Here is a 25,502-nt window from a genome sequence, read left to right as displayed (position 1 = left end):
GCGATCGTGCGCACGCGGGTCGCGCGGCGCTACCGAAGCTGTCGGCGGCGATCGACGACGCGCTCGCGCCGGCCTGAGGATCGACCGCCCGAGAGGCCCGCGGAGGCGAGCCGATCGCGCTCCCATTCGCCACCCGCACCCCGCCAATTCGCCACACGGCCCTGTTCACCGCTCGCGAAAACACTCATCTTAGGCGCATGCACGCACGCGCGCGTTCGGCGCGTGCCCGGAGGTCCCCCACGCGCATGATGCGTCAGTACGAGCTGCTCGAGCGGGTCAAGCGCTACAACCCCGCCGCCGACGAGGCCCTGCTCAACCGGGCCTACATCTACGCCATGCGGGCGCACGGCACCCAGACGCGGGCGTCGGGCGACCCGTTCTTCGCGCATCCGCTGGAGGTGGCGGCGATCCTCACCGACATGCGGCTCGACGACGCCACCATCGTCGCCGCCGTCCTGCACGACACGGTGGAGGACACCGAGGCGACGCTCGACGAGATCCGCGGCACGTTCGGGCCGGAGATCGGCGCGCTCGTCGACGGGCTCACCAAGCTCAAGCGGCTCGACCTCGTCTCGAAGCGGGCGGCGCAGGGCGAGAACTTCCGCAAGCTGCTGCTCGCCATCGCGCAGGACATCCGCGTGCTGCTCGTCAAGCTCGCGGACCGCCTGCACAACATGCGCACGCTCCACTTCATGCCGCCGGAGAAGCGCGCGCGCATCGCCGAGGAGACGCTCGACATCTACGCCCCGCTCGCCGGGCGGATGGGCATGCAGGAGATGCGCGAGGAGCTCGAGGACCTCGCGTTCAAGCATCTGCGGCCGGAGGCCTACGAGACCATCACCAAGCGGCTGGAGACGCTCACGGCCAAGAACGAGCGGCTCGTCGAGGAGATCGAGCGCGATCTCGCCCAGCGCCTGGAGACGAAGGGGCTCGGCGCCGTGGTGAAGGGGCGGCGCAAGCGCGCCTACTCGATCTGGAAGAAGATGGAGCGCAAGTCGGTCGCCTTCGAGCAGCTCTCCGACATCTTCGGCTTCCGCATCCTCGTGGGCAGCATCGACGCCTGCTACGGCGCGCTGGGCCTCGTGCACTCCACCTGGCCGATGGTGCCCGGCCGCTTCAAGGACTACATCTCCACCCCCAAGCAGAACGACTACCGCTCGATCCACACCACGGTCGTCGGCCCCGGTCACCAGCGGGTCGAGCTGCAGATCCGCACCCGCGCCATGGACGAGGTCGCCGAGTACGGCATCGCCGCGCACGCGCTCTACAAGGACCCGGCCCAGGCGCCGAAGCCGATCGGCGAGAGCCGCGCCTACCAGTGGCTGCGGCGCACGATCGACCTCCTGGCGGAGGGCGACAACCCGGAGGACTTCCTCGAGCACACCAAGCTCGAGCTGTTCCACGATCAGGTCTTCTGCTTCACGCCCAAGGGCCGCCTCATCGCGTTGCCGCGCGGGGCGACGCCGATCGACTTCGCCTACGCCGTGCACACCGACGTCGGCAACACCGCGGTCGGCGCCAAGATCAACGGCCGCATGGCGCCGCTCCTCACCGAGCTCGCCAACGGCGACGAGGTCGAGATCGTGCGCGCCGGCGGCAGCCAGGTGCCGCCTGCCGCCTGGGAGAGCCTCGTCGTCACCGGCAAGGCGCGCGCCGCCATCCGCCGCGCGACGCGCACCGCCGTGCGCAAGCAGTATGCCGGGCTCGGCCTGCAGATCCTGGAGCGCGCCTTCGAGCGCGCCGGCAAGGCGTTCTCGGAGGAGAAGCTCAAGGCGGCCCTCCCGCGCCTCGCCCGCACCTCCGTCGACGACGTGCTCGCGGCGGTGGGGCGCGGGGAGATGTTCTCCGGCGACGTGGTGCGCGCGGTCTACGCGGACTTCAAGGACGTCGGCCGGCTGGTCTCCGGGGCGGCGACGCAGGGGGCGGGCTGGGTCGCGCTCGGGGCCGATGCGCTGAAGATGAAGCTGCCCGACGCCGCGGACGACCCGCGCGCGATCCCGATCCGCGGCCTCGACGCCGACCTGCCGGTGCGTTTCGCGCCGGAATCGGGGGCGGTGCCGGGGGACCGGATCGTGGGCATCATCACGCCGGGCGAGGGCGTGACGATCTACCCGATCCAGTCGCAGGCGCTCGCCGCCTTCGAGAACGTGCCGGAGGCCTGGGTCGACGTGCGCTGGGACGTCGAGGCGATCACGCACAAGCGCTTTCCCGCGCGCATCAAGCTCGAGACCATCAACGAGCCCGGCTCGCTCGCCCAGATCGCGCAGGTCGTCGCCGACCACGACGGCAACATCGACAACATCTCGATGCAGCGCCGCACCCCCGACTTCACCGACGTGGTGATCGACGTCTCGGTGTGGGACATCAAGCACCTGAACGGCATCATCGCCGAGCTGCGCGCCAAGCGCGTGATCTCGAAGGTCGAGCGGCTGATGGGGTGAGCCCCGGCCCGCCGCTGGGCATGGGCCGGGGCCGAGTTCCGCCGCGCGCTCAGCGCACGACGTAGACCACGCGGCGCGTGCCCGGCTCGACGAGCACCGGGACGCCGTTCACGTAGGCGTACTCGTACTCGTAGTCGGGGATCGAGCGCAGCTCCACCGCCGGGGGCAGGCCGACGCCGGCGACGACCTCACCCTCGAGATAGACCGGCTCGACACGGTTCTCGACGACGTAGGTGCGCACCGGCGGCGGCGGGGCGGTGAAGCCTTCGACGGCGCCGCCGATCGCGCCGGTCACGGCGCCGACGGTCCCGCCGATGATGGAGCCGACGATCTCCCCGGCGACGGCGCCCGTGGCGGTCACGGGGTCCCACTCGGCCCGCGGCACGATCTCGCGACGCTGCGTGACGACGACGCGGGCGTTCTCCACCTCGGCCGTGAGGTAGTCGCCGTAGGCCCAGGCCTCGGTGCCCTCGTGCTGCACGCGGCACCAGGCCGAGGACGGCAGGCAGCCGAGCACCGTGACGGTGGCGTTGCCGTCGATCACGTCGACGACCTCGTAGTTCGGGCCGGGCCCGGCGCGCATGTTGAGGTCGGTGGTGGCGGTGGCAGCGACCTGCGCGGACGCCGGGGCGGCGAGCCCGATCGCAGCCGCGCTGGCGGCGGCGAGGAAGATGGTGCGGGTCATGAGTCCCTCCTTCGTTCTCGTGAGGACGGGCGAGCGAACGCCGCAGGAAGGACGATGTTCCGGGGATGTGCGACCACCGGCGGCGCGCCGGTTCTCCCCGCTTTTCCCCGGCGCTCGGGCGATGCTAGCGTGCTCGAGAGCGCCGACCGAGCGCCAGCCGAGGAGCCCCCGCCCCATGAACCTTCACGCCCTCGCCGCCGCCCGCGCCGCGCAGTCCCGCCCCGTCCGCGTCGCGCTCGTCGGCGCGGGCAAGTTCGGGGCGATGTTCCTCGCGCAGGTGCCGACCATCCCCGGGCTCGAGGTGGCGGCGATCGCCGATCTCGATCCGGAGCGGGCGCGGGCGACCTGCCGGGCCGTGGGCTGGGACGAGGGCCGGATCGCGGCCACGCGCTTCCACGAGGACGGGCGCGCGGCGATCGCCGAGGACGTGGAGGTCGTCATCGAGGCGACGGGCGCGCCGGAGGCGGGGGTGATCCACGCGCTGGCGGCGATCGAGGCGCGGCGCCACGTCGTCATGGTCAACGTCGAGGCCGACGTGCTCGTCGGGCCGGCGCTGGCGGAGAGGGCGCGCGAGGCGGGCGTCGTCTATTCCATGGCCTACGGCGACCAGCCGGCGCTGGTGTGCGAGATGGTCGACTGGGCGCGCGCCGCCGGCTTCTCCGTCGCGGCCGCCGGGAAGGGCACGAAGTACCTGCCGGCCTACCACGGGGTCACCCCCGACGACGTCTGGACGCACTACGGCCTCACGCCGGAGGCTGCCGCGGCGGCGGGGATGAACCCGAAGATGTTCAACTCCTTCCTCGACGGCACGAAGTCCGCCATCGAGGCCGCCGCCATCGCCAACGCCACCGGGCTCGCGGTGCCGGAGGACGGCCTCGCCTTCCCGCCCTGCGGCGTCGACGACCTCGCGCACGTGCTGCGCCCGCGGGACGCCGGCGGCCTGCTCGAGCGCGACGGGATGGTCGAGGTGATCTCCTCGCTCGAGCGTGACGGGCGCCCCGTCTTCCGCGACCTGCGCTGGGGCGTCTACGTCGTGCTGAAGGCGCCCACCGCCTACGCGGCGGCGTGCTTCCGGCAGTACGGCCTGCCGACGGACCAGAGCGGCACCTACGCGGCGATGTACAAGCCGTTCCACCTGATCGGGCTCGAGCTGTCCATCTCGGTGCTCTCGGCGGCGCTGCGCGGCGAGCCGACGGGGACCACCCGCGCCTTCGCCGCGGACGTCGTCGCGGTCGCCAAGCGCGATCTCGCCGCGGGCGAGACGCTCGACGGCGAGGGCGGCTGGACGGTCTGGGGCCGGGTCACGACCGCGGCGGCGAGCCGGGCCGCCGGCGCCGTTCCCATCGGCCTCGCGCACGGCGTGCGGCTCGTGCGCCCCGTCGCGGCGGGCGCGGTCGTCACCCAGGCGGACGTCGCGCCGCGGGCTCGTCCGAGCGAGGCCGAGCGGCTGCGCGAGACGCTGGTTCCGGCCTGAGCGGGCCGACGCGGCCCCGACGAAACCACGCACGCCGCAGCACGTTCGGCAGGGTGCGCCCCGGCGGCCGGGGCGTCGTCCCCACGAGCCCGAAAGCCGAACGAGCCGTGCCCCTCCGGAGACCGCAACACGGCCTCGCGCGCATCGCCGCCGCGCTGGCGCTGCTCCTCACCCTCCTCGTGCCGGCGGTCCATGCCCAGGAGGACGAGAGCGGCTCGTCGCCGTTCGCCTACCGGATCGAGGCGCTCAACGCCGGGCTCGAGCCGGCGCGCCCGCCGCTTCGGCTCGACACGCCGCGGGCCGCGCTGGAGAGCTTCCTCGACGCGATCCGCCGCGACCGCTTCGCCCGCGCCGGGCACGTCCTGAACCTCGACGCGATTCCGCCCGAGGAGCAGGCGGCGCGTGCGCCCGACCTCGCGCTGATGCTCGCCTATCTGCTGCAGCGCCACGACCTGATCGACTGGTCGGAGATCCCCGATCAGCCGGACGCGCGGGTGCTGCCGACCGTCCAGCAATCGATGAGCCCCTACAGCCGCCGCTCGGTCGAGCTCGGCACCCTCGAGCTCGAGGGACGGCCCGTGCAGGTCAGCCTGCAGCGCTTCCAGGCCCGCGACGCCGAGCCGGTCTGGCTGTTCTCGCCCTTCGTCGTCGAGCGCGTCTCGGCGCTCTATGCGCAGGAGCGGCCGGGTCTTCTCGCCGACTGGGTTTCGCTGGAGCGCCGCCTCGACACGCTGGGCCGGCCGTCGGCCTGGGAATGGAGCGCGGCGGCGGCCCTGCTGCTGGCGAGCGTGGCGCTGTGGTTCGGCGTCTATTACGGCCTGCGGGCGCTCGGGCGGCGCACGCCGACGCTCTGGCGCCGCGACGCCCGCCACGCCGCCTGGCCCTTCGCCACGCTGGTGGCGGCGCTCGCATTCCGGCTCGGCACGGAGCATCTGATCCTGCTGACGGGTCCGGTCGCGTCCAATCTCGATGTCGCCTCGGAAGTGATCGCCCTCTTCGCCGGGGTGTGGCTGTTGCTGAGGCTCGTCGACGCGGGGACGCGGCGGCTCAGCGAGCGCTACGTCGTTCCGCTGACCGCGGACGATCCAGAGAACCGGCGCACCAAGACCACCGTCTACGTCGTGCGGCGGCTCGCCGTGGTCCTGATCGCCCTCGTCGGCGTGGGCTGGGTGCTGCTCAAGGTCGGGCTGTTCGACAGCTTCGGCCTGTCGATCCTGGCATCGGCCGGCGCGCTGGGCGTGCTCGTCGCCATCGCCGCACGTCCGCTGTTCGGCAACATGGTCTCGGGCCTGCAGATCGCCCTCACCGATCCGCTGCGCATCGGGGACGTGGTGGTCTACGACGGCCATTGGTCGACGGTGGAGGACATCTCCTTCGCCCACACCGTGCTGCGCACCTGGACGGACACACGGCTGATCGTGCCCCACACGGACTTCCTGGCCCGTCCCTTCGAGAACTGGTCGAAGGAGGGCGAAGCCGTCAAGCGCATCGTCAAGCTCGCCGTCGACTACCGCCTCGACGTCGGGCGGGTGCGCGCGAAGCTCGCGGAGATCCTGCGCCACGATCCGCGCCTGACGGGAGAGGCGCCCCTCGTCGAGATGGTCGAGACCGAGGGCGAGCACGCCGTTCTCTGGATCTGGCTGCCCGGCATCGACGCCCTCTCGTCCTGGTACCTGCACAATGAGGTGCGCGAGAAGCTCTACGCCTGGCTCCAGGAGCTCGACGGCGGCGCCTACCTGCCGCGGCGGCGCCTGCAGCTCCTCGACGAGGACCGCGCGCGTGCGGCGCGCGGCCCCGCCGCAGGCTCCGTGCCGCTTGCGGAGCGGGCGGGGCGGCGTGCGTCCTAGAGCCGGAAGTCCTCGCCGAGGTAGAGCTTGCGCACCTCGCGGTTGGCCACGATCTCGTCCGGCCGGCCCTCGGTCAGCACGCGGCCGGAATGGATGATGTAGGCGCGGTCGATCAGGCCGAGCGTCTCGCGCACGTTGTGGTCCGTGATCAGCACGCCGATGCCGCGCTTGGTGAGATGGCGCACCAGGTTCTGGATGTCGCCCACCGCGATCGGGTCGATGCCGGCGAAGGGCTCGTCGAGCAGCATGAACGAGGGATCGGAGGCCAGCGCCCGGGCGATCTCGCAGCGCCGCCGCTCGCCGCCCGACAGCGCGATCGAGGGCGACTTGCGCAGGCGCGCGATGTTGAACTCCTCGAGCAGCTCGTCGAGCTTCGCCTCGCGGCGGTCGCGGTCGGGCTCGACCACTTCCAGAACCGCGCGGATGTTGTCCTCGACATTGAGGCCGCGGAAGATCGAGGCCTCCTGCGGCAGGTAGCCGATGCCGAGGCGGGCCCGGCGGTACATCGGCATCAGTGTGACGTCGTTGCCGTCGAGGCTGATCGTGCCCCGGTCGGCGGCGACGAGGCCGGTGATCATGTAGAAGATCGTCGTCTTGCCGGCACCGTTGGGGCCGAGCAGCCCCACGGCCTCGCCGTTGCGCACGGCGAGGCCGGCGTCGTTGACGACCATGCGTCCGCGGTAGGATTTCTGGAGGCCCTTGACCGCGAGGATGCCCGGCCCGCCGAAGACCGCGCCGGGAACCTCGGCGAGCGAGGGGGCAAGGGGCGGATAGTCCGGATCGTCGTCGAGCGCGGCGTCGAGCTCGGGCTCGCGCCGCGGCGCCCGGGCGAACAGGCCCTTGAGGCGCGCCGCGAGGCTCGGGCGCGGCGGCGGAGCGGACGGCTCCTCGAGCGCGCTCCAGTCCGGCTCGGGCCAATTCTGGTCGTAGGCCTCGTCGTAGGCGTGGTCGTGGGCGACGTCCTGGGCGATGTCGTCGGCGTTGCCGTGCGCGCGCCAGTCGTCCGGTGCGCCCCAGTGCTCCGGCGGCAGCCCGGCCTCCGGCGGCTCCCGGTCGTCCGGCGCGGGCACGTCGTGCGGGCGCGGCGGCCCCGCGCCGTCGCCGTGCGTCCCCGTCGTCTGCGGCCGCCTCTGATCCACGCGCGAATCCTTCCCCTCGCCCCGATCCTCGCACGCGCCCGTTCGGGCCCGCCCGGTTCTACTGCCCGCCGCCGGGAACGAAAAGCCCGCGCACGCGCTGCTCGCCTCCGGCCTCGATGTTGGCGACGCCCGAATCGACGTCGTAGACGAGCCGCTCGCCGCGCGTGACGTTCTGGCCCTGGCTGAGCGCGACGTCTCCGGTGAGGACGACTTCGCCCCCGGTCCGGTCGTAGACCGCCCGTGCGCCGGTCGCCACCTGGTCCTGCGAGAGGATGGTGACCGGCCCCTCGCACTCGATCCGGTCAATGGACTCGGTGCCCTGCCCTGGCCCCTGCCCTTGCCCCTGCCCTTGCCCCCCGGGGGCCCCCTCCTCCGCACGGTGGAAGAAGATCGTCAGCTCCGAGCAGCGCATCGTCGTGTCGCCCTGAACGGCGACGACGTTGCCCTGGTAGACGGCCCGGCTCTCGCGCTCGAACACGTCGAGGCGGTCGGCGTCGATGCGGATCGGCTCCTGCGAGCCCGAGCCGAGCCCGCCGAAGGCGCCGGTGCGGGGCTCCGGCTCCTGCTGCGCGAGCGCGGGCTGCGCGACGGCGAGGAAGGTCCCGGCGAGGACGACGGACGCGGCGAGGCGGGATCGACGACGCACGGAGGCGGCTCCCTTTGGCTGGTCGCTGGAGAGGATGGGGCCGGTCACGGGCGTGCGCTCCGAACCTCGGCGGGGACGGCCGCGGCGGACGCCGCCCGGTCGCGCGCGGCGTCCGCCTCGCGCTCCGCCTCCGGATCGCCCTCCGCGCCGAGGAGGAAGGTCGAGGTGACGCCGCCGACGAAGGTGATGACGTCGCCGCCGCCGGTCAGCGACAGCGTCTGCGCCTCGATCACCCCCGACCCGACGCCGACCCGCACCGGCTCATCGGAGACGACGGTGCCGGCGGCGAAGTCCACCGTCGCGGAGCGCAGGTCGGCGGTGTAGCCGAGCGTCGAGGTGACGCGCACGTCGCGCTCCAGCGTCAGGAGCTCGATCTGCGTGTCGAAGCGCCCGGTCGCCGCCTCGACCCGCACGACATTGCCCCCGTCGTCGACGGACACGCGGGCGCGCAGATCGACGAGGTCGACGAGATGGGGCGTGCGCACGTCCTGGGAGGCCTCCGTCGCGGTGACCTCGTAGGGCCGCGTGTCGTCCTGGAAGCCCGACAGGCGCGGGCTGTCCATGACGATGCGCGTCCCCGAGACGTTCACCGGCCCGATCGACAGCCCACCCTGCGACGCGAAGGGATTGAACAGCGTGATCGTCGCGACGAGAACCACCGCCCCCGCCGCACCCACGGGGATCGCGCGCTTGAGAAAGCGCACGCGCCGGGAATGCGCGAGCGCGCGCGCATAGCTGCGGCGCGCGCGGGCGGACGCCGATGCGGTCTGCGGGTCGGTCAGCGCTCTGGCGTGCACGCGCGGTCCTCAGGAGCCCCTCGAGGCGAAGTGGCGGCTGCGTCATCCCCTCCGCACGTGGCGAAGATGAGGCCTGCCGCAACCCGTCTTATGCCTCTCCGCGCGCGGGCGTGCAAACGCCTCGTGGGCGGCGCCGTCAGGAATGCGCGAAGATGTCCGTCTCCGGCCAGCCGAGCAGGTCGAGCCGCGCGCGCGTCGGCAGGAACTCGAAGCAGGCCCGCGCCAGCGCCGTACGGTCCTCGCGGGCGAGGCGCAGGTCGAGCTGGTCCTTGAGCGCATGCAGGTGCAGCACGTCCGAGGCCGCGTACTCGATCTGCGCCGAGGTGAGCGTGTCGGCGCCCCAGTCCGAGCTCTGCTGCTGCTTCGAGATCTCCTGGCCGAGAAGCTCGCGCACGAGGTCCTTGAGGCCGTGGCGATCGGTGTAGGTGCGCACGAGCTTGGAGGCGATCTTGGTGCAGTAGACCGGCCCCGGCATCGTGCCGAGCGCGTGCTGGAGCACCGCGAGATCGAAGCGGGCGAAGTGGAAGATCTTGAGCACGGCCGGATCCGCCATCACCGCCGCGAGCCGCTCCGGGCGCGGGCCGTCGCGCAGGATCTGCACGACGTCGGCGTCTCCGTCCCCGCGGGAGACCTGCACGACGCACAGCCGGTCGCGCAGCGGGTTGAGCCCGAGGGTCTCGGTGTCGACCGCGATGGCGGTACCGGGGTCGTAGGAGGCGGGCAGGTCCCCGCGGTGCAGCCGGACGGTCATGCTTCTGGCGCTCGTCTCGCGTGTTCGGATGGTCGCGGGACGTGTTCCACGGCCGCGGCGACGATGTCAAATGCGCGGCCGGCACGCGCCGGCCGGACTCCGCCCGCCCGCCGGCTCAGCCCTTGTCGGTGATCTCCCTCAGCTTCGCCTGCATCTCGGCCATCTGGGCCTTGAGGTCGTCGAGCTCGCGGGTGGAGTCCGCGTCACCCATACCGGCCCTCTCGCCGGCCCCCTTGCCGGCCCCCTTGCCGCCGCCGTTGGAGCCCTCTCCCACCGCATCGGCGTGGCGCTTCACCGCCTCCGCGCGCACGCCCGGGAAGGGGGAGAACATGCGCATCGCGTCCGAGAACAGGCTCATGTTGGCGCGCACCTGCTCCTCGAGCGTGGTGAAGGCCTTGCCGCCGAAGGCGGTGGTCATCTGCTCGCGCAGCTTCGCCTGCTCCCGCAGGAAGCTCTCCATCGAGAACTCCAGGTAGGCGGGGACGACCGCCTGCATCGAATCGCCGTAGAGCCGGATGAGCTGGCGCAGGAAGGCGATGGGCAGCATGGTCTGCGCGCCCTCCTTGTTCTCCTGCTCGAAGATGATCTGGGTGAGCACCGAGCGGGTGATGTCCTCGCCGGTCTTCGCGTCGGTGACCGCGAAGTCCTCGCCCTCGCGCACCATCCGGCCGAGGTCCTCGAGCGTCACGTAGGTCGAGGTCCCGGTGTGGTAGAGCCTGCGGTTGGCGTACTTCTTGATGACGGTCGGCTGCTTCTCGTCGCTGGCCATGGCGCCCTCGTCACTCGACATCGGGGGTCGTTCGCGCGGTACGTCGCGGCGGGTCCGCCTCGTCAATTCGTCTGACCGGCCCGCCGAGCGTTTCCCCGGGACGAGACCTTAGAAGCTTCGTGCCGCCTCCGAAACAGCTATTTCGCACCGCACCGCGCCGGCCGCGATGCCACCCCGCGCCGCGGGAGGTGCGTGCTTGCACGGCCTTGACTGAAGCGCGCGCTCCGGTTCGATAGCCTTGAACACGGGCGCCGATCCGGCGCCGAGAGCCGAACACCAGGAAGGATCGCCATGGCCGCTCAGGACATCGTCATCGTCTCCGCCGCGCGCACGCCCGTCGGAGCCTTCAACGGCGCGTTCGCGGCCGTGCCCGCCCACGAGCTCGGGGCCACCGCCGTCAAGGGCGCGCTCGAGCGCGCCGGCGTCGACGGCGCGGAGGTCGACGAGGTCATCCTCGGGCAGATCCTCGCCGGCGGCGAGGGCCAGAACCCGGCGCGCCAGGCGGCGATGAAGGCGGGCGTCCCGCAGGAGGCGACCGCCTTCGGCATCAACCAGCTCTGCGGCTCGGGCCTGCGCGCGGTGGCGCTCGGCATGCAGCAGATCGCCACCGGCGACGCGAAGATCGTCGTCGCCGGCGGGCAGGAGAGCATGTCGATGGCGCCCCACGCCGCGCACATGCGCGCGGGCACCAAGATGGGCGAGCTCAAGCTCGTCGACACGATGCTCAAGGACGGCCTGCTGGACGCCTTTCACGGCTACCACATGGGCAACACCGCCGAGAACGTCGCCGCCCGCTGGCAGCTCACCCGCGAGGAGCAGGACGCCTTCGCTGTGGCCTCGCAGAACAAGGCCGAGGCGGCGCAGAAGGCCGGGCGCTTCGACGACGAGATCGTCGCCTTCACGGTGAAGACCCGCAAGGGCGAGACGGTGATCGCCGCCGACGAGTATCCCCGCCACGGCACGACCATGGACGCGGTGGGCAAGCTCAAGCCCGCCTTCTCGAAGGAGGGCACCGTCACCGCCGGCAACGCGTCGGGCATCAACGACGGCGCGGCCGCGCTCGTGCTGATGACGGCGGCCGAGGCCGAGCGTCGCGGGCTGACCCCGCTCGCGCGCATCGCCTCCTGGGCGACGGCGGGCGTCGATCCCGCGGTGATGGGCACCGGCCCGATCCCGTCCTCGCGCAAGGCGCTCGAGCGCGCCGGCTGGAAGGTCCAGGACCTCGACCTCGTCGAGGCGAACGAGGCCTTCGCCGCCCAGGCGCTCGCGGTCAACAAGGACATGGGCTGGGACCCGCAGATCGTGAACGTCAACGGCGGCGCCATCGCCATCGGCCACCCGATCGGCGCGTCCGGCGCGCGCGTGCTCACCACGCTCCTGTTCGAGATGGGCAAGCGCGACGCCAAGAAGGGCCTCGCCACCCTCTGCATCGGCGGCGGCATGGGCGTCGCCATGTGCCTGGAGCGCTGATCGCCCGCGCGCGACATCCCGGCCGGGAGGCGGCACGCCGGCCGCGCCCGGCCGCACGAGACGAGTTCATCTGGGAGGAACAGCCATGTCACGCGTCGCAGTGGTCACCGGGGGCACCCGCGGCATCGGAGCCGCGATTTCCAAGGGCCTGAAGGAAGCCGGCTACAAGGTCGCCGCCACCTATGCCGGCAACGACGAGAAGGCCAACGCCTTCAAGGAGGAGACGGGCATTCCCGTCTACAAGTTCGACGTCGCCGACGCCGCCGCCTGCGAGGCGGGGCTGAAGGCGATCGAGGGCGATCTCGGCCCCGTCGAGGTGCTCGTCAACAACGCCGGCATCACGCGCGACCGTATGTTCCACAAGATGACCTTCGAGCAATGGTCGGAGGTCATGCGCACGAACCTCGATTCGATGTTCACGATGACGCGGCCCCTGATCGAGGGCATGCAGGCGCGCAAGTTCGGGCGCATCATCATCATCTCCTCCATCAACGGCCAGAAGGGCCAGATGGGCCAGGCGAACTACTCCGCCGCCAAGGCCGGCGTGATCGGCTTCGCCAAAGCGCTGGCGCAGGAGAACGCGGCGAAGGGCATCACCGTCAACGTCATCGCGCCGGGCTACATCGGCACCGAGATGGTGATGGCGGTGCCGAAGGAGGTTCTCGACACCAAGATCATCCCGCAGATCCCGGTCGGGCGCCTCGGCGAGGCCGAGGAGATCGCCCGCTGCGTCGCCTTCCTCGCGTCGGACGGGGCGGGCTTCATCACCGGCTCGACGCTGTCGGTGAACGGCGGGCAGTACATGGCGTGAGGAAGCCGGCGTGAGGAAGCCGGCGCGAGGAAGCCGGCGCGAGGAAGCCGGCGCGAGGCGGTCGTGGCGAGGGGCATCCCCTCTCGCCACGCGCCGCAACGCGCGCTAGACACGGGACACGCGCCGGGGAGGCCGGCGCGCCCCCGGAGCCGCCATGCCCCGCCTCGAGACGCCGACGTTTCCCACAGCCGCCGTCGCCGCGCCGCACGACGCCGCCGCGCAGGCCGGCCGCGCGATCCTGATCGAGGGCGGCAACGCGGCCGAGGCCATGATCGCCATGGCGGCGACCATCGCGGTCGTCTACCCGCACATGAACGGCATCGGCGGGGACGCCTTCTGGTGCGTGGCCGAGCCGAACGGGCGGGTGCACGCCATCGACGCCGCCGGCTTCGCGGGCGCGAGCGCGACGCCCGCGCTCTACCGGGAGCGCGGCCTCGACGCCGTGCCCGCCCGGGGCCCCCTCGCCGCGCTCACCGTGCCGGGCGCGGTCGACGGCTGGCGGCTCGCCGGGGAGCTCGCCCGCGCCCGGGGCGGCCGGCTGCCGCTCGCGACGCTGCTCTCCGACGCGATCCGCCGCGCCCGCGAGGGCGTCCCCGTCTCGGGCAGCGAGGCGCGGCTCTGGGCGTCGGGCAAGGGCCCCAACGAGCGCACCGCGCTCGAGGACGCGCCCGGCTTCCGCGACACGTACTTCGTCGACGGCGCCCCGCCGGAGGCGGGCGCCCCGCGCCGCTTGCCCGCGCTCGCCGATACGCTCGCCTATCTGGCGGACGCCGGCCTGCGCGACTTCTACGAGGGCGACGTCGCCCGGGAGATCGCGTCGGGGCTGGAGCGCATCGGCGCGCCGATCACGCGCGCGGACCTGCGCCGCTACGAGGCGCGGGCCGTCCGGCCGCTTTCGCTGAAGCTCCCCGGCGTCGAGGTCTTCAACCTGCCGCCGCCGAGCCAGGGCCTCGCCTCCCTCGCGATCCTGGGTATTGCCGAGCGGCTCGCGCTCGGGCGGCCGGACACGGTCTCCTGGCACCACGGCCTCGTCGAATCGGTCAAGCGCGCCTTCGCGATCCGCGACCGCGCCGTGCGCGACCCCGCCCTCGTCGACGGCGACCCGCAGGACCTCCTCGCCGACCCGATCCTCGCCCGGGAGTCGGCGGCGATCTCCATGAGCCGCGCCGCGCCGTGGCCGCAAGGCGGGGGCGAGGCGGACACGATCTGGATGGGCGCGATCGACAAGGACGGGCTCGCCGTCTCCTTCATCCAATCGCTCTACTGGGAATACGGCTCGGGCTGCGTGCTGCCGGGGACCGGGATCACGCTGCAGAATCGCGGTGCGGCCTTCTCCCTCGCGCGCGACGCCGCGAACCCGCTCGCGCCGGGCCGCAAGCCCTTCCACACGTTGAACCCGCCGATCGCCCGCTTCGCCGACGGGCGCGTCGTCGCCTACGGCTGCATGGGCGGCGACGGCCAGCCGCAGACCCAAGCACAGGTCCTCTCCCGCTACCGCGCCGGCGCCTCCCCCGCGGAGGCGGTCGACGCGCCGCGCTGGCTGCTCGGCCGTACCTGGGGCGAGACATCGACCTCCCTCAAGCTCGAGAGCCGCTTCGACGAGAGCCTGATCGCCGGCCTCGATCGCCTGGGCCACCGCGTCGAGGTGCTCGACGCGCCCTATTCCGACACGCTCGGCCATGCGGGGCTTCTCGCGAAGCATCCGGGCGACGGGCGGGTCGAGGCGACGCACGACCCCCGCTCGGACGGAGCCGCGCTCGGATCATGACCACCCGCTATGCCCTCTACATCGCCCCGCCCGCCCATTCCGAGCTCTGGCGCTTCGGCTCGGAGGTGCTCGGCTACGATGCGGAGACCGGGGCGGACGTCCCCCAGCTCGTGCCGCCCTCCTGCGAGGCGGGCGGCTTCCGGGCGCTGACCGAGGACCCGCGGCGCTACGGCTTCCACGCCACGATGAAGCCGCCCTTCCGGCTCGCGGAGGACCGGGACGCGGACGCGCTCGTCGGCGCCTTGCACGACTTCTGCGCCGGGCGCGCGGCCTTCCGGCTACCGCGGCTCGAGGTCCGCGCGGTGGGCGCCGACTCCGACGGCAACGCCTTCCTCGCCCTCGTCGAGCCGCAGCCGACGCCGGAGCTCGTCGCGCTGGAGCGCGCCATCGTCACCGGCTTCGACGCCTTCCGCGCCCCGCTGACGGACGCCGAGATCGCCCGGCGCCGTCCGGAGCGGCTCTCGGAGGAGGAGCGCGAGAACCTGATGCGCTGGGGCTATCCCGGCGTCCTCTCGCGCTTCCGCTTCCACCTGACGCTCACGGGCCGCGCCCCCGCCGCCGCCGTGCCGGGCCTCGTCGCCGAGCTCTCCGCGCTCCACGCGGAGCGGGTCTCCGAGCCGGGGCTCCTCGTCGACCAGATCGCGCTGTTCGTGCAGGATCGCGCGGAGGACCCCGCCTCGCGATTCGTCGTGCGCGAGCGGGTCCTCCTCGTCTGAACACACTCGCCCTCCGGAGATTCCCGATGCCCTGGACGCTGGGCCTGATGACCGGCACCGTGCTCGACGGCAATGTCGACATCGCCGCGCTCGATACCGACGGCGTGCGGATCGCGGCCTTCGGCCCCTGGACGCTCGCGCCCTACGGCGGGGACCTGCGGGGCCTTCTCCAGGGCACGCTCGCCGCCGCGCGCGCCTGGGACTTCGCGGGTCCGGAGCCCGCGATCTTCGCCGAGGCGGAGGCCGCGCTCACCCGGGCGCAGGCGCTGGCGGTGAACGACTTCCTCTCCCACAACGGCATCGCGCCGGCGGACGTGACGGCGATCGGCTTCCACGGCCAGACGGTGCTGCATCGCGGCCCCGCCGGCGGGCGGCCGGGCGCGACGCGCCAGCTCGGCGACGGGGCGCTGATGGCGGCGATCACCGGCATCGAGACGGTCTTCGACTTCCGCTCGGCGGATGTCGCCGCCGGCGGCCAGGGCGCGCCGCTGGCGCCCGCCTACCACGCGGCGCTCCTCGACACGATCGGCGCCGGGCCGGAGACCGCCGTGCTCAACCTCGGCGGCGTCGCGAACCTCACCTGGCGCGACGCCGGCGGCAAGCTCCACGCCTTCGACACCGGACCGGCGAACGCCCCGCTCAACGACTGGGTCGCCCGCCACACCGGCGCGGCGATGGACGTCGACGGCGCCCTCGGCGCGGAGGGGAACGTGGACGAGGCCCGGCTCGCGCGCCTGCTCGAGCACCCCTATCTCGCCGCGCCCTATCCCAAGAGCCTCGACCGCTTCGGCTTCGAGGCGGCGATGGCCGACGGCCTCTCGCTCGCCGACGGCGCGGCGACGCTCACGGCCTTCACCGCCGGGGCGGTGGGCCGCGGCCTCGACCGCCTGCCGGGCCGCCCGAGCCGCCTCGTCGTCTCCGGCGGGGGCCGGCGCAACCCCACCCTCATGCGCATGATCGGCGCGCGCGCCGGCGTCGAGGTCCTGCCCGCCGAGGCGGTCGGCTGGCGCGGCGACGCCGTGGAGGCCGAGTGCTTCGCCTTCCTCGCCGCCCGCGTCCTGCGTGGCATGCCGTATTCCTACCCGACGACGACGGGCGTGCCCGTGCCGACGGGCGGAGGCCGCGTGGCGCACGCCGAGGCGCTGCGACCCGACGCATAGGAGCATCGCAGCCCTTTCTTCACTCTTCCCGGGCATGATGGCGGCCCTACGGGAACGCGTTGTGGGACGGGCATGCAAGCGTTGCAGGCGATACAGAACGAGGTCCTCGAGCTCGTGGCGCGGGGCGTGCCGCTCTGCGAGCTGGCCGAGCGGCTCTGCCGGCTCGTGGAGGCGCACGACGCGTCCGTCGTCTGCTCCGTGCTGGCGGTGGACGACGAGCGGCGGCTGCGGCCGATCGCGGCGCCGAGCCTGCCCGGGGGCTTCTCCGCGTCGGTCGACGGCGTGCCGATCGGGCCGAAGGCGGGGTCCTGCGGCACAGCCGCCTTCCTCGGGCGGGAGGTGCTCGTCGAGGACATCGCCACCGATCCGCTCTGGGACGGTTTCGCGCATCTCGCGCTCGATGCCGGCGTCGCCGCCTGCTGGTCGCGGCCCGTGCGCGGCACGGACGGGCGGGTGCTCGGCACCTTCGCGCTCTACTACCGCGAATGCCGCGGCCCCGCGCCCGCGCACCGCGCCATCATCGAGCGCTGCACGCACCTGTGCTCGATCGCGATGGAGCACGACCTGCTCATCGCCCGCAATCGCCGGCTCGCGCTCGCCGATCAGCTCACCGGCCTGCCCAACCGGACCGCCTTCGAGGAGGATCTCGGGGCGCTCGCCGGACGCGGGCCCTGCGCGACCGGGCTGCTCCTCGTCGACGTCGACGGGCTCAAGATCGTCAACGACACGCTCGGCCACGCGGCGGGAGACGCGCTCGTCGCGTCCGTCGCCTCGGTCCTGGCGGAGCTCGACGGGGGCATCCGCGCCTACCGGATCGGGGGCGACGAGTTCGCGCTCCTGCGCCCGGAGGCCGCGACGCCCCAGTCGCTCCGGGCGCTCGCCTCGTCGATCTTCCGGCGCCTGCACGCGCTGCCCCAGGACGCCACGGCGCTCGGCGCACCGAGCGTCACGATCGGCGCGGCGATCGACAAGGGGACGTGCGAGCTGAGGCGCAAGGCGGACCTCGCGCTCTACCACGCCAAGGCCGAGCGGCGCGGCAGCTACATGATGTACAAGGAGGGCATGCGCACCGCCATCGGCTCGCGGCTCGAGGCAATCCGCGAGGTCGGCACGGCGCTCGCGGACGAGCGCATGACGACCTGGCTGCAGCCGATCGTCGACCTCTCCGACGGGCGCATCGTCGCCATGGAGGCGCTCGCGCGCATGCGCCGGGAGGACGGGGTCGTCGTCAGTGCCGGCGCCTTCCAGGCGGCGCTCGACGACGCGGGCATCGCCTGCGCCATCACCGACGCGACGCTCGCACGCGTCGCCGCGACGATCCGGGAATGGGACGACGCCGGCATCGGCGCGCCGACCATCGGCATCAACGTCACCGCCTTCGATCTCGCCCGGGGCGGGCTCGACCGGCGCCTCGCCCGCGCCTGCGAGCGCGTCGGCATCGCGCCCTCGCGGATCGCCGTCGAGATCACCGAGAACGCGGTGATGCGCGCGGGCGACCGGGCCGTCACCACCACGCTCGCCGCGCTCAAGCGCCGGGGCGTCCGCGTCGCGCTCGACGATTTCGGCACCGGCTTCGCGTCGCTCACGCATCTGCTCGAGCTGCCGGTCGACGTCATCAAGATCGACCGCGCCTTCGTCTCGCGCATGCGCACGGACCCGCGGGCGCGCACCATCGTCGAGGCGCTGCTCGCGATCTCGCGCGGGCTCTCCCTCAACCTCATCGCCGAGGGCATCGAGACGATGCGGCAGGCCGAGGAATTGCGCGCCATGGGCTGCACGCTCGGCCAGGGCTTCCTGTTCGGCCGCGCCGAGGCCCCCGCGATCGCGCTCGAGCTCTACCGCCGGCTGGGGCGGCCGACGGCGGCGCCGGCCCGGCGCGAGGCCTCCGCCGCCTGAGCGGGAGCGCGCCCGGCCTCAGAACCCCGTCTCGATGCGCTCGTAGACGCTCTCGGTGAAGGTGAAGAGCTGCGCCCCCATGAACGGGGCGGTGAAGAGGATCACCAGGAGGATGGCGACGATCTTCGGGATGAAGGTGAGCGTCATCTCCTGGATCTGGGTGAGCGCCTGGCCGAGCGCGATGACGATGCCGACCCCCATCGCCACGGCGACCGCCGGGGCGGAGGCGACGATGACGGTCCAGATCGCCGCCTGGACGAGGTCGAGCGCGTCGACCGCGTTCATCAGCCGAGCCTCACGCCGGGACCGACGAGGAGCGTCTCGCCGCCCGACAGCGTCGCGAGCGGACCCTCGTCGGTGAGGCGCACGCCGGTGATCTCGCCCGAGATCGACCCGTCGGCGGAGGTCGCCGTGCGCCCGATCAGGTCGCTCGCCTGGGCGAGCGAGGTGGCGGAGAGGAGCCCGTCGAGCTTCTTGTTGGTCATGATCGCCTGCTCGACCATGGAGAAGGTCGCGAGCTGGGCGACCTGCTCCGACGGGTCCATCGGGTTCAACGGGTCCTGGTTCTTCATCTGGGCGATGAGCAGGCGCAGGAAGCTGTCGTAGTCCATGCTGCCGGCGCCGCCGGCGCTGGCGGGGCGGCCGGGGCTCCCGGTCGGGGCGCCGGGCTGCGTGGCGGTGGCGGAGGCGACGTCCATCTCTCGGGCTCCGGTGCGGTGGCGGGTCAGGCGGCGCTGCGGCGCGTGGCCGGGGCGGCGAGGATCGCGTCCTCGACGGGGAACAGCGCGCGCAGGGTCTTCATGGCGTCGAGCCGGCGGCCCGCCTCCATCTGGTCGCGCACCGTGAGGAGGCCCTCGATAATCTGCGGGCTCGCGAAGGTGCGCAGCGCCGCCGCGAGCCAGCGCTGGAACAGCGCCTGCGCCTCGCCCGCGGCCTTCGGCTCGATGAACGTCGTCTGCACCGCGAAGTAGAGCTGGCGCAGCGGCGTCGTCGTCTCGTCGGGCTGGAGCACATGGCTTTCCAGCAGGAAGGTGGCGTCGTTGAGGATCTCGAGCGTGGTCTTGCGCTCGGCGCGCACGACGGCCCCGTTGATCCACACGCGCTCGCCGGCACGCAGGGACAGGCGCATCGTGCGGCTCATCGCAGGCCCTCCGCGATCGTCTGGTTGACCTCGATGATCGCCGAGAAGTCGTCCGTCTGCCCCATGCGGATGGCCTCGGCCTCGCGCATGACCCACAGGCCGATGGAGATCAGGTCGGCGCGCAGCTTCTGCGGCAGGTCGTTCTCGGCGCTGGCGAGGTCCTCGATCAGGATCGCCCAGAGCTGGCGGGTGAAGTGCAGCGCCTCCACCGTCTCGCGCGAGGTCGCGCCGGCGTCCTGCGCCCGGCGCAGCAGCGCGATCGCCTGCTCGACCGCCTCGCGCTCGCGCGCGCGTGTGTCCGAGAACGTATCCTCGACGATCTCTGCATAGGAGAATTGGTACATCGTCGCCTCGTTCGGTTGGGCGTCAGAGGTAGTTGAGCAGGCTCATCTCGCGGATGCGGGCGGTGAGGGAGTAGGACACCTCGACCTGGGACATCAGCGCGTTGACGCGCGTGGCGGCCTCGTAGGGGTCGACGTTCTCGAGGCCCGTCACCTGCCTCGTCAGGATGTCGCGCTGGATGCCCATCCGCTCGGTGGCGTCGGCGACGCGGTTCTGGGCGACGCCGAGGCGCGCCTGGACCGTGGTCAAGTCCTGCATGGCGCCACCGACGAGGCCGATCGCACGCTCCACCAGCTCGCGGTAGGCGGGCTGGGCGAGCCCGTCGCCGCCCAGCCCCACCAGCATCGTGTAGGCCATGGCGAGGTCGCGGAAGGGCTGCTCGTTGGCGTTGGCGGAGGTGGCGATCACCTCGTTGCCGGAGATGCGGCTCGACAGGTTCTCGTCGGACGCGCTCGACCAGAGCGCGCCCCATTGCGGGTCGGCGAAGAGCGGGGCGAGCTGGGTGTCGACGAAGGTCGCCATCTGCGCGTCGGTGATGCCGGCGACCGCCGGATCGTCCTGGTCGAAGCCGAAGAAGCCGAGGAAGGCGGCGTCCACCGCGAGCTTCGCCGGCGAGGCCGGCGGGCCGGCGTAGTCCGTCATCGGCGGCGTGTCGGTGTCGATGCCGGCGAAGAGGTACTGGCCGTTGAGGTTGGCGTTGAGCGTGCCGACGAGGCCCTTGAGGTCGAGCTCCGCCTGCGGCGCCACCACCTCCGCCGCCTGGGCGTTCTCGCGCACGGCGATCAGCACGCCGAGGAAGTCCTCCGCCGTGCCCTGCACGTTGGAGAGCGCCGCCTGCGTCGTGTCGAGCCGCGCCGAGACGAGGCCGTTGGTGTCGAGGATGGCCTCGATGCGGGCGAGCTCCTGGCGCAGCTCGACCGATTGCCCGGTGCGGGCGCCGAGGGTGAGCCCGACATCCGCGTGGCGGCCCGACGAGAGCTCCTGCGTGGCGCGGGCGAGCTCGGACTGGCTCCTCACCAGCGAGAGGCGGGTGGCGCTGGCGACGCCGAGCGTGGAGACGAAGGAGGTCTTCATCGGATCTTACCTCACGGCTTGCAGGAGCGAGGCGAGCATGGCGTCGACGGCGGAGATGATCCGCGCCGAGGCGCCGTAGCTGCGCTCGAGCTCGAGCATCAGGGCGAGCTCCTCGTCGAGGTTGACGCCGGTGACGTTGGAGAGGCTCTCCTGGGTGCGCTCCAGGAACGTGGTCTGGTAGGCGGCCTCGGCATCCGCCTGCTTGCGCGCGGCCTCGAGCCACCCCACCGACCCCGCCGCGAAGCGCGCGAGCGTCGTGTCGGGGTTGACGCCGGCCGTGGCGTCGAAGGGCTGCGACGCGTCGAGCGCGCCGAGCAGGCCCTGCAGCCGGCCGGAATAGGAGGCGGCGTCCGCGGGATTGTAGTCGTAGGCGGCGCCGTTGATGCCGCCGTCGCGGATCGCCGTGAGGTCGCCGCCCTGGCCGGGGTCGACGCCCGGGTTGACGCGGATGCGCGCCGAAAGGTTGTCGATCGCCGTCGTGCCGGGCGGCAGCGCCGGGCCACCGTCCCAGGTGAACAGGCCCGCCTGCGCGGCCAGGATCGGCGGATCGTTGATCTGGTCGGTCTCGGCGGTGGCGAGGACGAGCCCGCGGGCGATCTCGTCGAGCTGCTTCTGGTAGACGCCGCTCGTCTCGTCGCGCAGGGTCGCGTGGCCGAAGAGCGCGCCGGACTCGATCGCCATCGTGGCGTTCGGCCCGGTGATCGGCACGCCGTCGGCGAACACCGCCCGCCCGTCGATGCCGGCGTCGTAGGCGAAGGTGCGCTCGAACGTGACCGGGCGCGCCGTCTTCTCGAACAGGGTGACGCCGGAGTCGGTGTAGATCACCATGTCGTTGTCGCGGCGCGTGATCGTGGTGACGCCGATCTCCCGGGAGAGCTCGCCGAGGATCTCGGCGCGGGTGTCGAGGTGGTCGGTCACGTCCGTGCCCGCCGCCGTGCCGGCGACGACGGCGCGGTTGACGGTCTCGAAGCGGGCGAGGAGATCGTTGATCGTGTCGACCGAGGTCGCCATCTCGCCGTCCGCGGTGGCGCGGGCGGCCTGCACCGTCTTCGTCGCGAGGTTGAGCCGCTCGGCGAGATCCTGCGCCCGTCCGAGCACCGCACCCGCGAGGATCGGGTCGCTCGGCCCGTCGGCGTGCATCTGCAGCGCGTTCTGGAAGGCGCCGAGCGCGCCGGCGACCGAGAAGTCGTCCTGCGGGTCGCCGATCGTCTGGGCGAGGCGCTCGAGCCCGTCGAGATGCGCGGTGCGCGCCGCCGCGTCCGAGCGCGCCTCGAGCATGCGGGTGTAGAGCGCCTGGTCCTGGGCGCGGCCGATCGAGGCGATGTAGGTCGAGCCGAGCCCGCTCGTCGCCACGTTCGCGGTCTTGCGCGCATAGGCCGGATCGTTCGCCCCGGTGATGTTGCGCGCCGTGATCGCCGTCTGCTGCGAGGTGACGGAGAGCGCGGTCTGGGCGGAGTTGAGCGCGAGCGAGAGGGACATCGGGGGCCTCGGTGCGTGGGCGCCGTGGAGGAGGACGGCGCGGGCGCGGTCAGCGCTTCAGGTTGACGAGCACGTCGAGCAGCTCGGAGCCGGTCTGGAAGACCTTGGAATTGGCCGTGTAGCTGCGCTGGCTCTCGATCATCGAGGTCAGCTCCCCGGCGAGGTCGACGTTCGACTGCTCGAGCGCGCCCGAGACGATGCCGCCGAGCCCGCCCTGCCCCGCCGCGCCGAGCTTGACGTCGCCGGACTCGAGGCCGAGCGAGTAGACGTTGCCGGCCTGCGGCAGCAGGTTGTCCGGGCTCGTCACGTCCGCGAGCGGCAACTGCCAGGTGGCGCGGCGCTCGCCGTTCTCGAACACGGCGTAGACGATGCCGTCCTGGGCGATCTCGACGTCGCGGATGGCCGAGGGCGCATTGCCGTTCACCGACGCCTGCATCACCGTGTAGTCGGCCCCGACCTGCGTCATCTGCGACAGGTCGAGGGCGAGCGGCTGGCCGCCGGGGACGGCGAGGTTGAGCGCCGGCGTGCCGACCACGCGCCCGTTCGCCGGGTCGAAGGTCAGCGCCACCGTGTCGAGCGGGCCGGCGCCGTAGGGAAAGCCGCCGCCGGCGGGCGCGTCGGCGCGGTCGAACACGGTGGCTTCCCACGTGTTCGGCCCGGTCTTGGCGAAGTAGACGTCGAGCACGACCGCGTTGCCGAGGTTGTCGTAGGCGACGAGCGAGGAGGTCGATTCGTAGGCCGCCGTCGCCGCGTTGCCGGAGGGCAGCGTCGCCGGGGCGACGAGGGCGGGGGCGTTGGAATCGAGGTTCGCCGCGAAGGTGCCGGTGGTCGAGGCGGTCGCCTCGAGCGCGGTCTGGCCGACGTTCACGGGCTGGAGCCCCTGCAGGTCGTTGACCACGATCGCCGGCGTCGCGCCGTCGATGGGCTGGCCCATCAGCCTGAAGCCGGCCGCGTTGACGAGCTCGCCTTCTCCGTTGGGGACGAAGGAGCCGGCGCGGGTGAGGAAAGGCGTGCCGTTGGCGTCCGAGACCACGAAGAAACCGCGGCCCTTGATCGCGAGATCGGTGGAGGAGGTGGTGAACACCTGCGCCCCCTCCTGGCTGATCGCGTGGCGCACGTGGGGCGTGACGCCGCCCGACGTGTACTGCCCCGACGTGTTGCCGAGGATCAGCGACGAGAACTCGGTCTGCGCCCGCTTGTAGCCGTTGGTGTTGGCGTTGGCGATGTTGTCGGCGACGGTCGCGAGCTTCGACGACTGCGCCGCCATGCCCGACACGCCCGTGCGCATCACTCCGTAGAGGCTCATGTCCGCGTCTCCACCACGCAAGAAGAGGATCGTTGCGGGTGATCTGACGTCGGCGAGCTTGCGCGTGGCTGGCGCCGGGGGCGGTAGCGGTCGTCAGCCCTCGTCGCGCAGGAGCCGGCGGATGACCTTGCCCGTCGTCGTCAAGGGCAGGCTGTCGCGGAAGACGATCTCGCGCGGGTACTCGTGGGCGGACAGCCGCGTGCGCACGAAGGCGCGGATGTCCTCGACGAGCGCGTCCGACGGCGCGACGCCCTCGCGCGGCACGACGAAGGCCTTGACGATCTGGGTGCGCACCGGGTCCGGCTTGCCGACCACCGCGGCGAGCGAGACCGCGGGATGGCGCAGCAGGCAATCCTCGATCTCGGCGGGGCCGATGCGGTAGCCGGCCGACGTGATGAGATCGTCGTCGCGGCCGACGAAGCGCACGTAGCCGTCAGCGTCGGCGACACCCTGGTCGCCGGTCGTCATCCAGTCGCCGACGAACTTCGCCCGCGTCGCCTCCTCGCGCTTCCAGTAGCCGAGGAACATCACCGGGTCGGGGCGGCGCACCGCGATCTGGCCCGGCTCCTCCGGATCGCAGACGCTCCCGTCCTCGCGGATGACGGCGACCGTGTGCCCGGGCACCGCCTTGCCGATCGCGCCGGCGCGGGAGACGCCGATCGCGGCGCAGGACGAGAGGACGAGGTTGCACTCGGTCTGGCCGTAGAACTCGTTGATCGTCAGCCCCAGCGCCTCACGGCCCCAGGCGAAGGTCTCCGCACCCAGAGCCTCGCCGCCCGAGCCCACCGTGCGCAGGACGAGCCCCTGCGGCGGGGCGCCTGCGGCACGCAGCATGCGCAGGGCCGTCGGCGGGATGAAGGCGTTGGCGACCCGCTGCTCGACCATGAGCCGCCAGGCGTCGTCGGGGTCGAACTTCTCGAGCTTGCGGGCGACGACCGGCACGCCGAAGTGCAGGCCGGGCAGGAGCACGTTGAGGAGCCCGCCGGCCCAGGCCCAGTCCGCCGGCGTCCACAGCCGGTCACCCGGGCGCGGCAGGAACTCGTGGTGCATCTGCACGCCGGGAAGGTGGCCGAGCAGCACCCGGTGCGCATGCAGCGCGCCCTTGGGCTGGCCGGTGGTTCCCGAGGTGTAGATCATCATCGCCGGATCGTCGGCGGCGGTGTCGCGGGGCGCGAAGTCCGGGCTCGCCGCCTCGAGCGCGGCGTGGAACGACACCGCGTCCCGCCCGGGCCCGCCGGCGGCGCCGTCGACGCACAGCACGCAGGCGAGGTCCGGCAGGTCGAGGCCGGCGATCTTCTCGATGCCCGCGCCGGTCGCGACGAGCCCCTTCGCGCCCGCGTCCGCGAGGCGGTAGCCGAGCGCGTCGACGCCGAAGAGCAGCGCCAGCGGCAGCGCCACGGCGCCGATCTTGTAGAGCGCGATATGAGCGACGGCGACCGCGGCGGATTGCGGCAGCAGGATCGCGACCCGATCGCCGGGGCCGATGCCGCGGGCGACGAGGGCGTTGGCGAGCCGGTTCGAGGCCTCGCGCAGCCGCCCGTAGCTCCACGGCACGACGGCACCCGCGCCGTCCACCTCGATGATCGCGATGCGCTCCGGCGCGACGGCGGCCCAGCGGTCGCACACGTCGACGCCGATGTTGTAGCGCTCCGGCACGTTCCAGCGGAACGCGCGCGTCAGGCTGTCGTAGTCGCGCGCCTCGTCGAGCATCGGCCTCGGGTCTCCTCGTGGGGAGGCGAGGTTTAGCGCGTCGCGGAGGCCTGGCAAAGCCTCCCCTCTCCCATCCGGGA

General features: G+C 72.7%; 23 protein-coding genes. 9 read left to right on the top strand and 14 right to left on the bottom strand.

Annotated elements, in window-relative coordinates; translation table 11 throughout:
- Window positions 1-245 precede the first annotated feature (245 nt).
- Window positions 246-2,441 carry a RelA/SpoT family protein gene (locus G407_RS0105805; RefSeq protein WP_029030058.1) on the top strand — a complete coding sequence of 732 codons (2,196 nt, stop codon included), beginning with the start codon at window positions 246-248 and terminating at the stop codon, window positions 2,439-2,441.
- 49 nt (window positions 2,442-2,490) lie between these two features.
- Here G407_RS0105805 and G407_RS0105800 read toward each other — a convergent pair whose 3' ends face one another.
- Window positions 2,491-3,126, bottom strand: a complete 636-nt coding sequence (locus G407_RS0105800) for a DUF1236 domain-containing protein (protein ID WP_029030057.1) — start codon at window positions 3,124-3,126, stop codon at window positions 2,491-2,493.
- Window positions 3,127-3,301: 175 nt separating this feature from the next.
- On the opposite strand from G407_RS0105800, the gene G407_RS0105795 reads away from it, so the two are divergent.
- Together G407_RS0105795 and G407_RS25975 are read left to right on the top strand one after the other, a co-directional pair.
- Window positions 3,302-4,600: an NAD(P)H-dependent oxidoreductase gene (locus tag G407_RS0105795; protein ID WP_029030056.1), complete on the top strand. Its 1,299-nt coding sequence runs from the start codon at window positions 3,302-3,304 to the stop codon at window positions 4,598-4,600.
- Window positions 4,601-4,707: 107 nt separating this feature from the next.
- The gene (locus tag G407_RS25975; RefSeq protein ID WP_043539028.1) at window positions 4,708-6,447 is read left to right on the top strand and encodes a mechanosensitive ion channel family protein; all 1,740 of its coding nucleotides are present in this window, start codon (window positions 4,708-4,710) and stop codon (window positions 6,445-6,447) included.
- On the opposite strand, the gene lptB is transcribed toward G407_RS25975, so the two are convergent.
- The 5 genes from lptB to phaR all read right to left on the bottom strand — a co-directional run bounded on the left by lptB (window position 6,444) and on the right by phaR (window position 10,549).
- Entirely contained in the window at window positions 6,444-7,283 is an 840-nt protein-coding gene (lptB, locus tag G407_RS25970; RefSeq protein ID WP_084327355.1) for an LPS export ABC transporter ATP-binding protein, read from the bottom strand. The two genes, G407_RS25975 and lptB, sit on opposite strands and share 4 nt — an antisense overlap.
- 361 nt (window positions 7,284-7,644) lie before the next feature.
- Window positions 7,645-8,232 (bottom strand): LptA/OstA family protein, encoded by a 588-nt coding sequence (locus G407_RS25965; protein WP_156917479.1) that lies wholly within the window; start codon window positions 8,230-8,232, stop codon window positions 7,645-7,647.
- Between the two features lie 44 nt (window positions 8,233-8,276).
- Window positions 8,277-9,029: a hypothetical protein gene (locus tag G407_RS25960; RefSeq protein WP_052340999.1), complete on the bottom strand. Its 753-nt coding sequence runs from the start codon at window positions 9,027-9,029 to the stop codon at window positions 8,277-8,279.
- Between the two features lie 136 nt (window positions 9,030-9,165).
- The gene (locus G407_RS0105770) at window positions 9,166-9,780 is read right to left on the bottom strand and encodes a ribonuclease D (protein ID WP_029030055.1); all 615 of its coding nucleotides are present in this window, start codon (window positions 9,778-9,780) and stop codon (window positions 9,166-9,168) included.
- 115 nt (window positions 9,781-9,895) lie between these two features.
- The gene (gene phaR, locus G407_RS0105765) at window positions 9,896-10,549 is read right to left on the bottom strand and encodes a polyhydroxyalkanoate synthesis repressor PhaR (protein ID WP_029030054.1); all 654 of its coding nucleotides are present in this window, start codon (window positions 10,547-10,549) and stop codon (window positions 9,896-9,898) included.
- A gap of 291 nt (window positions 10,550-10,840) precedes the next feature.
- Between phaR and G407_RS0105760 the strand changes: the two genes are divergently transcribed.
- From G407_RS0105760 to G407_RS0105735, 6 genes are all read left to right on the top strand, one after another.
- The gene (locus G407_RS0105760; RefSeq protein WP_029030053.1) at window positions 10,841-12,019 is read left to right on the top strand and encodes an acetyl-CoA C-acetyltransferase; all 1,179 of its coding nucleotides are present in this window, start codon (window positions 10,841-10,843) and stop codon (window positions 12,017-12,019) included.
- Between the two features lie 85 nt (window positions 12,020-12,104).
- Window positions 12,105-12,830: an acetoacetyl-CoA reductase gene (phbB, locus tag G407_RS0105755; protein WP_029030052.1), complete on the top strand. Its 726-nt coding sequence runs from the start codon at window positions 12,105-12,107 to the stop codon at window positions 12,828-12,830.
- 154 nt (window positions 12,831-12,984) lie between these two features.
- The gene (locus G407_RS0105750; protein WP_029030051.1) at window positions 12,985-14,598 is read left to right on the top strand and encodes a gamma-glutamyltransferase family protein; all 1,614 of its coding nucleotides are present in this window, start codon (window positions 12,985-12,987) and stop codon (window positions 14,596-14,598) included.
- The gene (locus G407_RS0105745) at window positions 14,595-15,314 is read left to right on the top strand and encodes a DUF1045 domain-containing protein (protein WP_029030050.1); all 720 of its coding nucleotides are present in this window, start codon (window positions 14,595-14,597) and stop codon (window positions 15,312-15,314) included. Before G407_RS0105750 ends, G407_RS0105745 begins: the two co-directional genes overlap by 4 nt.
- A gap of 26 nt (window positions 15,315-15,340) precedes the next feature.
- Entirely contained in the window at window positions 15,341-16,474 is a 1,134-nt protein-coding gene (locus tag G407_RS0105740) for an anhydro-N-acetylmuramic acid kinase (protein ID WP_029030049.1), read from the top strand.
- A 72-nt stretch (window positions 16,475-16,546) separates the two neighbouring features.
- Complete coding sequence (locus G407_RS0105735) at window positions 16,547-18,370, top strand: putative bifunctional diguanylate cyclase/phosphodiesterase (RefSeq protein ID WP_029030048.1); 1,824 nt, start codon at window positions 16,547-16,549, stop codon at window positions 18,368-18,370.
- 18 nt (window positions 18,371-18,388) lie between these two features.
- Here the strand turns inward: G407_RS0105735 and fliQ are convergent, their stop codons facing one another.
- The 8 genes from fliQ to G407_RS0105695 all read right to left on the bottom strand — a co-directional run bounded on the left by fliQ (window position 18,389) and on the right by G407_RS0105695 (window position 25,422).
- The gene (fliQ, locus tag G407_RS0105730; protein ID WP_029030047.1) at window positions 18,389-18,655 is read right to left on the bottom strand and encodes a flagellar biosynthesis protein FliQ; all 267 of its coding nucleotides are present in this window, start codon (window positions 18,653-18,655) and stop codon (window positions 18,389-18,391) included.
- Window positions 18,655-19,068 carry a flagellar hook assembly protein FlgD gene (gene flgD, locus G407_RS0105725; protein WP_029030046.1) on the bottom strand — a complete coding sequence of 138 codons (414 nt, stop codon included), beginning with the start codon at window positions 19,066-19,068 and terminating at the stop codon, window positions 18,655-18,657. The genes fliQ and flgD overlap by 1 nt, the downstream gene beginning before the upstream one ends.
- Before the next feature lie 26 nt (window positions 19,069-19,094).
- Complete coding sequence (gene flbT, locus G407_RS0105720; RefSeq protein WP_029030045.1) at window positions 19,095-19,511, bottom strand: flagellar biosynthesis repressor FlbT; 417 nt, start codon at window positions 19,509-19,511, stop codon at window positions 19,095-19,097.
- Window positions 19,508-19,855 (bottom strand): flagellar biosynthesis regulator FlaF, encoded by a 348-nt coding sequence (flaF, locus tag G407_RS0105715; RefSeq protein ID WP_029030044.1) that lies wholly within the window; start codon window positions 19,853-19,855, stop codon window positions 19,508-19,510. The genes flbT and flaF overlap by 4 nt, the downstream gene beginning before the upstream one ends.
- A gap of 22 nt (window positions 19,856-19,877) precedes the next feature.
- On the bottom strand, window positions 19,878-20,927 hold the full coding sequence (locus G407_RS0105710) for a flagellar hook-associated family protein (protein ID WP_029030043.1): 1,050 nt from the start codon (window positions 20,925-20,927) through the stop codon (window positions 19,878-19,880).
- Window positions 20,928-20,933: 6 nt separating this feature from the next.
- On the bottom strand, window positions 20,934-22,406 hold the full coding sequence (gene flgK, locus G407_RS0105705; RefSeq protein WP_029030042.1) for a flagellar hook-associated protein FlgK: 1,473 nt from the start codon (window positions 22,404-22,406) through the stop codon (window positions 20,934-20,936).
- 49 nt (window positions 22,407-22,455) lie between these two features.
- Entirely contained in the window at window positions 22,456-23,712 is a 1,257-nt protein-coding gene (locus G407_RS0105700; protein ID WP_029030041.1) for a flagellar hook protein FlgE, read from the bottom strand.
- A 93-nt stretch (window positions 23,713-23,805) separates the two neighbouring features.
- On the bottom strand, window positions 23,806-25,422 hold the full coding sequence (locus G407_RS0105695; protein ID WP_029030040.1) for an AMP-binding protein: 1,617 nt from the start codon (window positions 25,420-25,422) through the stop codon (window positions 23,806-23,808).
- Between the last annotated feature and the right edge of the window lie 80 nt (window positions 25,423-25,502).

The organism is Salinarimonas rosea DSM 21201 (genome assembly GCF_000429045.1).
Classification (GTDB): domain Bacteria; phylum Pseudomonadota; class Alphaproteobacteria; order Rhizobiales; family Beijerinckiaceae; genus Salinarimonas; species Salinarimonas rosea.
Note: the sequence above shows the minus strand (reverse complement) of the source record. Positions and strands in the feature narration are given on the sequence as shown.